This is a genomic window from Niveispirillum irakense DSM 11586 (genome assembly GCF_000429645.1).
GTDB classification, from domain to species: Bacteria; Pseudomonadota; Alphaproteobacteria; order Azospirillales; family Azospirillaceae; genus Niveispirillum; species Niveispirillum irakense.
On record NZ_AUCG01000020.1, the window covers coordinates 432893 to 442879 of the forward strand.

General features: G+C 60.9%; 8 protein-coding genes. 3 read left to right on the forward strand and 5 right to left on the reverse strand.

All coding sequences use genetic code 11. The annotated features are described in order from the left end of the window. Positions 1-5: 5 nt before the first annotated feature. On the reverse strand, positions 6-458 hold the full coding sequence (locus G473_RS25970; RefSeq protein ID WP_084437807.1) for a YkvA family protein: 453 nt from the start codon (positions 456-458) through the stop codon (positions 6-8). A 195-nt stretch (positions 459-653) separates the two neighbouring features. On the opposite strand from G473_RS25970, the gene G473_RS25975 reads away from it, so the two are divergent. Continuing rightward, positions 654-2444, forward strand: a complete 1791-nt coding sequence (locus G473_RS25975) for a di-heme-cytochrome C peroxidase (RefSeq protein ID WP_210163261.1) — start codon at positions 654-656, stop codon at positions 2442-2444. Positions 2445-2484: 40 nt separating this feature from the next. On the opposite strand, the gene G473_RS25980 is transcribed toward G473_RS25975, so the two are convergent. The 4 genes from G473_RS25980 to G473_RS0109020 all read right to left on the reverse strand — a co-directional run bounded on the left by G473_RS25980 (position 2485) and on the right by G473_RS0109020 (position 7158). Continuing rightward, positions 2485-4518, reverse strand: a complete 2034-nt coding sequence (locus G473_RS25980; RefSeq protein ID WP_154667323.1) for a putative bifunctional diguanylate cyclase/phosphodiesterase — start codon at positions 4516-4518, stop codon at positions 2485-2487. Positions 4519-4622: 104 nt separating this feature from the next. Next, the gene (locus G473_RS0109010) at positions 4623-5405 is read right to left on the reverse strand and encodes a MetQ/NlpA family ABC transporter substrate-binding protein (RefSeq protein WP_035706136.1); all 783 of its coding nucleotides are present in this window, start codon (positions 5403-5405) and stop codon (positions 4623-4625) included. Positions 5406-5408: 3 nt separating this feature from the next. Continuing rightward, the gene (locus G473_RS0109015; RefSeq protein WP_029012829.1) at positions 5409-6074 is read right to left on the reverse strand and encodes a methionine ABC transporter permease; all 666 of its coding nucleotides are present in this window, start codon (positions 6072-6074) and stop codon (positions 5409-5411) included. After that, positions 6043-7158 (reverse strand): methionine ABC transporter ATP-binding protein, encoded by a 1116-nt coding sequence (locus G473_RS0109020; RefSeq protein WP_051330060.1) that lies wholly within the window; start codon positions 7156-7158, stop codon positions 6043-6045. The genes G473_RS0109015 and G473_RS0109020 overlap by 32 nt, the downstream gene beginning before the upstream one ends. Positions 7159-7535: 377 nt before the next feature. On the opposite strand from G473_RS0109020, the gene uxaC reads away from it, so the two are divergent. Both uxaC and kduI read left to right on the forward strand, forming a co-directional pair. Then, the gene (gene uxaC / locus G473_RS0109025) at positions 7536-8948 is read left to right on the forward strand and encodes a glucuronate isomerase (RefSeq protein ID WP_029012831.1); all 1413 of its coding nucleotides are present in this window, start codon (positions 7536-7538) and stop codon (positions 8946-8948) included. Positions 8949-8981: 33 nt separating this feature from the next. Further along, positions 8982-9827, forward strand: coding sequence for a 5-dehydro-4-deoxy-D-glucuronate isomerase (gene kduI, locus G473_RS0109030; RefSeq protein WP_029012832.1), 846 nt, complete (start codon positions 8982-8984; stop codon positions 9825-9827). The last annotated feature ends 160 nt before the right edge of the window (positions 9828-9987 follow it).

Below are 9987 nucleotides of genomic sequence, written 5' to 3' on the forward strand. Positions count from 1 at the left end.
AGGCGTCAGCGCGTCCCTTCATGATCGATGACCGTGCCGGCCTGCACTTCATCCGGGTCGGTCTGGGTGACGCGGTGATCGCTCAACCATGCGCGGGCCTGATCATAATGGCGGGGCAGCATGCTGGTGCTGACCGTTCGCAGCGCCAGCATCAGCACGGCGGCATCGTCGGTGAAGCCCAGAATCGTGATGAAATCCGGGATCGCATCTACCGGCATTACGAAATAGGCCAGGGCGCCCATCAGGATTGCCTTGGACCGGAACGGGGTCGCCGGGTCGATTGCCGCATAATAGGCGGCGATGACTTTCTCCGCAAACGGGATGCGGGCCAGGCTGCCGCGCAGCTTCTGCCAGAAGCGGGACAGGACCAGCTTGCTGTCCCGCTCCAGCTTGATCGGATCGACGCGCAGGGCCTCTTCGGCGGTGGCATCAAGATCGGGATTATCGCTCCGGCTCATATCGGCTGTTCCCCTTTTCCAATGCAATATGGGCGGGGGGATAAAGACAGACAAGCACCGCCCTCACGGAAGCCGATAAAGCGCATCTATGGCGTTCAGATACAATTTTTACCCTTCATCCGATTAAGGCTTGATGGGTGGCAACTTATGGATGATAGAATTTTATTGTCGCCGCATCCAATGGGGGTAATCGGGATGAGGGGGGTAAGTGCGGGTATCCTGACTGGCGTGGCGCTGATCGCGCTGGGCGGTTGTGGGGGAGAATTGCCGGATCGACCGGTGGAGCAGGTGGTCTGGGCCGAACAGGGCTGGACACCGGAACAGCGCGATTTTTATCACTATACACCGCAAGGGACGGTGATCGCGCCTGTGGCCTGGTTCACCGCGCTGGAGCGACCGTTCAGCACGGATAAGCTGTCCGACCCCGCCTATCTCTATCAGCTTGGTTTCCTGCCGGCGGAGGAGAAATCGGCCCGCAACCCGCTGGGTCTGCCCGTGGGCTTTTCCGTTCAGGATGATCGCGGCCCGCCGGACGGAAAGGGGCTGGGGCCCATTGTCGGCTTCACTTGTGCTGCCTGCCATACCGGCCAGTTGAGCTATCAGGGCAAAGCGCTCCGTGTGGATGGCGGTCCGGCTGGGGCCAATGTTACTGGTTTTTCAAGCAGTTTCGGCATTTCGCTGATAGAGACCTATTATAATCCGCTGAAATGGCGACGCTTTGCCAAGGCGGTACTTGGCGACAAATATGAGGATGAGGGCGCTTATACCGTTCTGAAAGGTGCGTTCCGGGCAGCGGCGCACAAGGCGGTGGCCCAGGCCTGGTACGGTTTCACCAAGAAAATTTATCCGACGGAGGAGGGCTTCACCCGCCTGGATGCATTGGGCCGTATCAGCAACACCGTATTCGGTGACGATCTTCAGGAACCGGCCAATTATCGGACCGCCAATGCGCCGGTGAATTATCCCCATCTGTGGGATATCTGGAAATTTGACTGGGTCCAGTATAACGGGTCCGTCCATCAGCCGATGGCGCGGAATGTGGGGGAAGCGCTGGGTGTGCGGGCGCGGACCAACTTCGTCACTGTCAATGGTGACCCGATTCCTGATCCGGAGAAATGGGATAGCTCAATCCCGGTTCACAACCTGAATAATATCGAAGAAACGCTTCGGTCATTGACGGCGCCGATATGGCCGGGAGAGATATTTGGCCCCTACGATGGGGCCAAGGCGGAACAGGGCCGCACCCTGTTTGAAGCGAATTGCAGCCACTGCCATGCACCCCGGCCCTATCAGGCAGGGGAAAACCAGAAGGCGGAATGGGCGGTGACCATGGTGCCGCTGGACCGGATCGGCACCGACCCCACGGTCGCGGTCAACTTCGCCAAGGAGAAGCTGGATGCCTCGAAGCTGACAGGCTCCGCCATCCCGATCACCCCGGCGCAAGGGCTGCATCTGGTGACGGAAGGGATAAAGGGGCGGGCCTATGATCTGCTGGGCCTGGACGAGCAGCAGCGCGCGGCCATGGATGGTTTCGGCCGGGAGAACCTTGTGCGCAGCCCCTGCGGCTATAAGGCCCGGCCCCTGGACGGGGTCTGGGCCACGCCGCCTTATCTGCATAACGGCTCCGTCCCCAATATCTATGAGTTGTTGAGCCCGCAGGCGGAGCGGTCAGCCCGCTTCTGGCTGGGCAATTATGAGTATGATCCGAAGACGCTGGGCTATTCGACGGCCAAGTTCAAAGGCGGATTTGAACTGGATACGAGTGTGACGGGCAACGCCAATAGCGGCCATCTCTTCAGCGATCAGGCCGGTCCCGGTGTGATCGGAAAGGCCCTGACGCCGGACGAACGGCTGGCGATCATCGAATATCTGAAAGCCATGCCGGATATGCCGCCAGCACCCTTGCCGCCAGTGGCCGCAGGCTGGGACGATAATTATCCCTGCAAGGCGCAGGAAGATTGGTGGAAGCCCTTAATCAAGGGCTGAGAAGCGTTTCGTTTTTCAGGCAGGTCGCTGTCGGGGCGGTTTATCCCGCTGCCGACAGCGGTCCTGTTTCCGCCGGCAGGACCAGGGTGGGGGACAGGAACTTCTCCACGAACTGGGCCGCCGGCAGCGGTTTGGAAATCAGGTAACCCTGCGCCAGGATGCATCCTTCCTGACGAAGCCAATCAAGCTGTTCACGCGTTTCCACCCCTTCCGCGATAGTGGTCAGGCCCAGCTTCTGGCCCAATGAAATCACGGTGGAGGCAAGGGCGTTATCTTCTGGCAGATCGATCACAAAGCTACGGTCGATTTTCAACATCGTCACCGGCAATTGCCGCAGGTAGGAGAGGGAGGAATAGCCGGTGCCGAAATCATCCACGGCGATCCCGAAGCCGGCTGCCCGCAGCGCGTTCAACACCGCCAATTGATTGGCGACGTCGCGCATGACGGCCGATTCAGTTACCTCCAGGATGAAGTTGTGTGGCGTCATTCCGCATTCCCGCACGATGCGGCTGGCCCGTTCGGGAAAATCCAGCTCCAGCAACTGACGGGCAGAGACATTCACCGCCATCGTGAAACCCGGTCCAGCGTGGCGCCAGCGCGCCGCATCCTGTGCGGCCCGGCGGAGCACCCAATCCCCCAACTCGATGATCAGGCCTGTCTCTTCCGCCACGGGGATGAATTCAGCCGGTGATATCATTCGGTCGCCATGAGGCCACCGGACCAGGGCTTCCGCCCCATAGAGTTTGCCATCCTCAAGCCGGATCTTGGGCTGGTAATGGACTTCCAACTGATTGTTGCAAAGGGCGTCGCGAAGGCTGGCTTCGGTCCGCAGCATAATTGTGGCGCGTTCCGTCATCGCGCGGTTGAAAAATTTGTAGGCGCCGCCGCCCAAGCCCTTGGCGGCATACATGGCGACATCGGCGTGGCGCATCAGGCTGAGCGCATCAGCGCCATCCTGGGGAAACATGGCGATACCGATGCTGGCACCTGTATGTACGATCTGGTCGTCCAGGGTGAAGGCGCGTGATAATTGGGCCAGCAGTCGTTTGGCTGTCGCGGCAACGGACTCTATGGACTGGCCGCCATCCAGCACGATCAGGAATTCGTCACCCCCCAGCCGACCAACGGTCTGGCGATCCTGCACTGTGTCTTGCAGGCGGTGACCAACCTCCCGCAGCAATTTATCGCCAGCGCCGTGGCCCAGACTGTCATTGATATGTTTGAACCGGTCCAGGTCCAGAAGCAGGACCGCCAACTGGGTGTTGGCAGGCATGGCCTTCTTGACCGCATCGGCCAGGATTTCGGACATCATGATGCGGTTGGGCATGCCGGTCAGCGGATCATGCGTGGCGATCCGGCGCAGATCGGTCTGGGACCGGTGCAACTGCCCCAGCAATTCGTTTACCCGTGATGCGACATAGCCCAGTTCATCATTGCTGTGACCGGCAGGAACGCGGAGGGGAATGGCCAGCGGTTCTGTTGGCCGGACACGGACCAGGTCACGTCCTAACTTGATCAACGGTCGGGTGAGGAAAAAATGGAACACCACGGCCAATACCAGGCCCAGTATCACATCGCGTAACAGATCAGAAATCAGTGAACTCAGCAGGAAGGTTCGCAGATGGGCGGTGATCACATCGGCATTGGCGTACAGGATCAGGGTGCCAATCTGTTCTGTTTCGCCCGTTGGCTTTTCCTGAAACAATGACCGTTCAGAAGTCAGAATATCCCCGAACATGTGGTCAGCCATGTTGCCGATATTGGGCATCTCGCCCGATGCGGCAAAAATCGCATTGGCTGAATCCCTGATCTCAAGCCGCTCTACCGACTTAAGATTGCGAACTGCGGTGAAGAGCTTGTCTGCCAGCCCATTGTCGTAATTCCACAGTGCGTTGGCGGCAGGCCCCTGGAGGAGGTCCATGATCTGGTTGATCTGGGTCGCTGCCGCCTGCCGCTCCCGCTGTAAGGCAAGAAAACCCTGTATACCGGTCAGGGCCAGTCCAATAACCACCGCACTGACCAGAGCCAGCAGCGCCTGACGGATGGAAAGGCTTTTCAAAGTGCTTCGTCCCAAGATCGTCTCGCGGGCTCTGCGTTGGAAAGGGAATGGCAGGAGATTTCACCTCTTTCTGTAAGATTACGGTCGAATGCTTGCTTATTTATTAATGATAAAGGTTCTCACCACGCTGGAATGAGAGCGCCTTTGAATGTAGACTCTATGAAACTCTTCACTTTCGCGCTTTGGTAAACATTAACCAAAGAATTGGCCCACGGCTTGTCTTTGTCTGCCTTTCGAACGGCAATGACGTTGGCATAGGGGCCATCGGCCGCTTCCTGTGCCAGTGCGTCATGGGTCGGGTCCAGGCCGGCTTCCAGCGCGTAATTGCCGTTGATGGCGGCAATATCGACATCATTCAGACTGCGGGGGAGTTGTGCGGCGTCCAATTCCACAATGCGCAACTTTTTCGGGTTTTTCTCGATATCCAGCGGGGTGGCGGCCAAGCCCGCGCCATCGCGCAGGGTGATCAACCCTTGCGATGCCAGCAGGATCAAGGCGCGGCCGCCATTGGTCGGATCATTGGGGATGGCGACGCGGGCCTTTTCTGGCAAGGCATCAAGCGATTTGATCTTGGCGGAGAAAAGGCCAAGCGGGAAGGTCACCGTCTTGCCGATAACAACCAGATCATAGCCGCGATCGGCGATCTGGTTGTCCAGATAGGGCTGGTGCTGGAAGCTGTTCGCGTCCAGATCCCCCGCCGCCAGGGCGGCATTGGGGACGACATAGTCGGAAAATTCCAAAATCTCGATCTCAAGACCGGCGGCCTTGGCTTCCTCGCGCACCTTTTCCATGATCTGGGCATGGGGGCCGGGGGTCACCCCGACGCGGATTTTCTCAGCCAGGGCAGCAGTGGCGGGCAGGGTAAGGGCGGCGCCAAGCGCCAGCAGGGCCAGTATACGCATGGGTCAGCCTTTCAAATGGCGTTTATCCAGGGTGCGGGCCATCGCCTCGCCCCCTGATTGCAGGATTTGCACAAGCACGATCAGGATCAACACGACAGCCAGCATCATCTCCGGCATGAAGCGCTGATAGCCATAGCGGATGCCAAGATCGCCCAGGCCGCCGCCGCCGACAGCCCCGACCATGGCGGAATAGCCCACCAGATTGACAGCAGCCAATGTCAGCCCCCGCACGATGCCGGCCCGCGCCTCCGGCAGCAGGATGCGGGTGACGATCTGGTACGGTGTTGCCCCCATGGCGCGGGCGGCATCCAGCAAGCCATGATCGACTTCCCGAACGGCGGTCTCGACCACACGGGCGATGAAGGGGATGGCGGCCAGCGTCAGCGGCACCGTGGCGGCAGCCGTGCCGATGGAGGTGCCCGTCAGCGCCCTGGTCAGCGGCACGATCGCCACGACCAGGATGATGAAGGGGGTGGAGCGGGTGGCATTGACCAGCAGGCCCAGGCTGCGTTGCAGCAGGGGGCGGGGCAGCAGGTCGCCCGGGCCGCACAGGGCCAGGAACAGCCCCAACGGGATGCCGCCCAGGCAGGCCAGCGTGCCGGCAATGGCGACCATCGTCAGGGTTTGCGCTGTGGCGTCAGCCAGCAGCGACAGCATCTGCGGCGACATAGCCCAGCTCCTCAATATCGCATCCATCGGCGCGCAGCCGCGTCACCATGTTGTTGATGGTGTTTTCACTGCCGTCCAGGGCCAAGACCAGGGCGGTAAAGGGCTGCCCCTTCAGGGGCTGTACGCGCCCTGCGACAAGGCCGGCGCCGATACCCGCTTCCGCCAGCCGGCCCAGGATGGGCCCGGCGGCAATGGCGCCCAGCGCATGCAAACGCACCAGTCGCACATCACCAGCCCGGGCCACAGGCGATACATGCACCGCCAGCCTCTCAGGTAATTGCGTCCCGGTTTCACCGGACAGGAAATGGCGTGTGGTCGGGTGATGAGGGTGGGTGAAGATCCGCGTCACATCCCCTTGTTCCACAATGCGGCCTGCCTCCAGCACCACAACATGATCGGCCACTTCCCGGACCACCGACATCTCATGCGTGATCAGCAGGACGGTCAGGCCCAGTTGCTGGTTGATCTGCCGGATCAGGGCCAGAATTTGCCGGGTGGTTTCCGGGTCCAGCGCGCTGGTCGCCTCGTCACAGAGCAGTAATTGCGGTTGCGGCGCCAGGGCGCGGGCAATGCCGACACGCTGCTTCTGACCCCCGGAGAGGGCAGCCGGATACTGGTCTGCTTTGTCGGAAAGGCCGACCAGGGCCAGCAGTTCCGTCACCCGGGGGGCGATACGGGCCTTCTGCCATCCCGCCAGTTCCAGCGCCAGGGCGACATTGCCGGACACGGTGCGGTTGGCCAGCAGGTTGAAATGCTGAAAAATCATGCCGATGGACTGCCGCGCCCGTCGCAAGGAGGCCTCGTCCAGCGCTGTCAGATCGGTGCCGCCGACGGTCACCGTACCCGCATCGGGCCGCTCCAGCAGGTTGACGGCCCGCAACAGGCTGCTTTTGCCGGCGCCGCTGGGGCCGATGATCGCGGTGATGCTGCCGGCAGGAACGGCCAGGTCAATCCCGTCCAGCGCGGTGACCTGTGGCTTGCCCTTGGCCCCGAAAATTTTGCGCAGCCCTTCCAGGCGGATCATATCCGCCGGGGGGGTGAGTGCCGGTACAGGACTGCCGGCCACCGCCGATGCAATTGCCATCTAAGCCGTTCTTCAAACAAGCAATGGCCATTGCGGCGGGCAGTCCCGCAAATGGCGCTTTAAGCCTTTGGTAACGCGGTGCCAAGCTGCCCTCAACTTGCCGCGGCGCCGGGCCATCAGCCTGACGCAGTAAGCTATATTGACCGGGCAGGCGCACCAGGGCAACGGCTTTAACTACAAATCAGACATGTTAGCGTCCATATTAAACAGTTTTGAGATGTCAAATTTGGGCGGCATGAGCGGCCAGTCAAAAGCGGTTTGGTCCTGATTCAGCTTGAAATGGATGTTGACACCGGTTACCTAATAGGGGTCCGCGTCTGCCCCCGGGCTTATTGTGTCCATGGGCTGGCTCCATCATCGTCCAAGGTTCCCATCCGATGTCCAAGCCTCTGGTCCTGCACGAAGATCGTCTGTTTCCCGCCGATGCGACGACCCGCGCGATCGCGCGCCGGCTCTATGCGCTGGTGAAGGATTTGCCGATCATCAGCCCGCATGGCCATACGGATCCGGCCTGGTTCTCCACCAACGCGCCATTTGGCAATGCGACGGAACTGCTGCTGGCGCCGGACCATTACCTTTACCGCATGCTCTACAGTCAGGGCATCGGCCTGGATAAGCTGGGCGTGCGCAGTCTGGCGGGGCCCAGCAAGGCCGACCCGCGGGAGGCGTGGCGCCTGCTTGCCACCAATATGCATCTTTTCCGGGCGACCCCTTCTTCCATGTGGTTGAACCATGTGTTCAAGGAGGTCTTTGGCTTCGACGTGGCGTTGGATGCGGACACGGCGGATTTCTATTATGACACGATTACCGAGGCGTTGCAGACCGACGCTTTCCGCCCCCGCGCCCTGTTTGATCGTTTCAAAATCGACTTGCTGGCAACGACGGAATCGCCCGTTGATACGCTGGACCATCATAAGGCGATCCGGGCCAGCGGCTGGAAGGGGCGGGTTGTTACCGCCTATCGCCCGGATGCCGTGATCGACCCAGAGCATGAAGCCTTCCGCCCCGCGCTGGAGCAGTTCGCCGCTATCACCGGCGAAGATGTCTATAGCTGGAAAGGCTATCTGGACGCCCATCGCAAGCGTCGCCAGGACTTCATGGCTGTGGGTGCCACCTCTACCGACCATGGTCATCCCACGGCCATCACGGCCGATCTGTCGCCGGCTGAAGCCCAGGCCCTGTTCGCGAAGATGCTGTCCGGGACATTCACCCCGGCTGAGGCGGAACTGTTCCGCGGCCAGATGCTGACCGAAATGGCGGGGATGAGCCTGGAAGATGGTCTGGTCATGCAGATCCATCCCGGTGCTTTCCGTAACCATAATCTGTCGCTGTTTGCTGAATATGGCCGCGACAAGGGCGCTGATGTGCCCAGCCGGACCGATTATGTCCGCGCCCTGCAGCCCTTGCTGGGCAAGTATGGCAATGATCCGCGCCTGTCGATCATCCTGTTCACCCTGGATGAAAGCACCTATGCCCGGGAACTGGCGCCGCTGGCCGGCCATTATCCGACGCTGAAGCTGGGCCCGGCCTGGTGGTTCCATGACAGCCCGGAAGGCATGATGCGCTTCCGCGAAAATACGACCGAGACGGCCGGCTTCTACAATACGGTCGGCTTCAACGACGACACCCGGGCCTTCCTGTCGATCCCGGCCCGCCATGACGTGGCCCGCCGTGTCGATAGCGCCTTCCTGGCGCGCATGGTGGCCGAACACCGGTTGGCCGAGGATGACGCGGCTGAGGTCATCGTCGATCTGACCTACAATCTGCCCAAGCAGGCTTACAAGCTTTAACAAACAACCGAAAAATTCTGTGGGAGAGGACTTATGTTCGCGAAGACCTACCAGGCGACGCATCCGGTGATGATGCAGGGTGCCAGCAATGACGATCTGCGCGACCGCTATCTGATGCAGGGCCTGTTTGCGGCGGATCAGGTGGTGCTGAATTACAGCCATAATGAGCGTTTTGTGGTGGGTGGTGCGGTGCCGGTGCAGGGCACGCTGGCCCTGCCGCTGCAGTCGGTTCCCCCCTCTGCCGCCGGCCAGCCGTTCCTGGAACGGCGGGAACTGGGCATCATCAATATCGGCGCCGCCGGCACAGTGACGGTGGATGGCGTGGCCTATGATCTGGCCAACAAGGATGGGCTTTATGTCGGCATGGGCGTGAAGGAAGTCACCTTCGCCTCTGCCGATGCCGCCAACCCGGCGAAGTTCTATCTGGTGTCCACCCCGGCCCATGCCAGCTTCCCGACCAAGAAGATCGGCATCAAGGACGCCGTGGCGCTGGAGCGTGGCGCGCTGGAAACCAGCAATGAGCGCACGATCTATCAGTATATCGTGCCGGCGACCTGCCAGTCGGCGCAGCTTCTGCTGGGCCTGACCATGCTGAAGCCGGGCAGCGTCTGGAACACGATGCCGCCGCACCTGCATGACCGCCGCTCGGAAGTCTATCTGTACTGCGACCTGTCGACCGAAAACCGCGTCTTCCATTTCATGGGGGAACCGGAAGCCGCCCGCCATATCGTGGTCGCCGATGGCGAGGCCGTGATGTCGCCGCCCTGGTCCATCCATATGGGCTCCGGCACGTCGAACTATTCGTTCATCTGGGCCATGGGCGGGGAAAACCTCGACTATACCGACATGAACGTCATCGACATCTGCCAGCTGCGCTGAGGCCGGTGGGGGCCGGGGGGCACCACGCCCAATGGCTTCAGTGCCTGGGGTTTGTCAGGGTTTGGTTGAATTATCTTCCACCGTCACCCCGGCGCAGGCCGGGGTCCAGTTTCGTAGAGCAACGCGCTTGTGACCCTGGACCCCGGCCTGCGCCGGGGTG

Excerpts from the sequence above, each read along its gene's own strand:
- G473_RS25970 (WP_084437807.1), bottom strand. The coding sequence starts at position 458 with ATGAGCCGGAGCGATAATCCCGATCTTGATGCCACCGCCGAAGAGGCC.
- G473_RS25975 (WP_210163261.1), top strand. The coding sequence starts at position 654 with ATGAGGGGGGTAAGTGCGGGTATCCTGACTGGCGTGGCGCTGATCGCG.
- G473_RS0109010 (WP_035706136.1), bottom strand. The coding sequence starts at position 5,405 with ATGCGTATACTGGCCCTGCTGGCGCTTGGCGCCGCCCTTACCCTGCCC.
- G473_RS0109015 (WP_029012829.1), bottom strand. The coding sequence starts at position 6,074 with ATGTCGCCGCAGATGCTGTCGCTGCTGGCTGACGCCACAGCGCAAACC.
- G473_RS0109020 (WP_051330060.1), bottom strand. The coding sequence starts at position 7,158 with ATGGCAATTGCATCGGCGGTGGCCGGCAGTCCTGTACCGGCACTCACC.
- uxaC (WP_029012831.1), top strand. The coding sequence starts at position 7,536 with ATGTCCAAGCCTCTGGTCCTGCACGAAGATCGTCTGTTTCCCGCCGAT.
- kduI (WP_029012832.1), top strand. The coding sequence starts at position 8,982 with ATGTTCGCGAAGACCTACCAGGCGACGCATCCGGTGATGATGCAGGGT.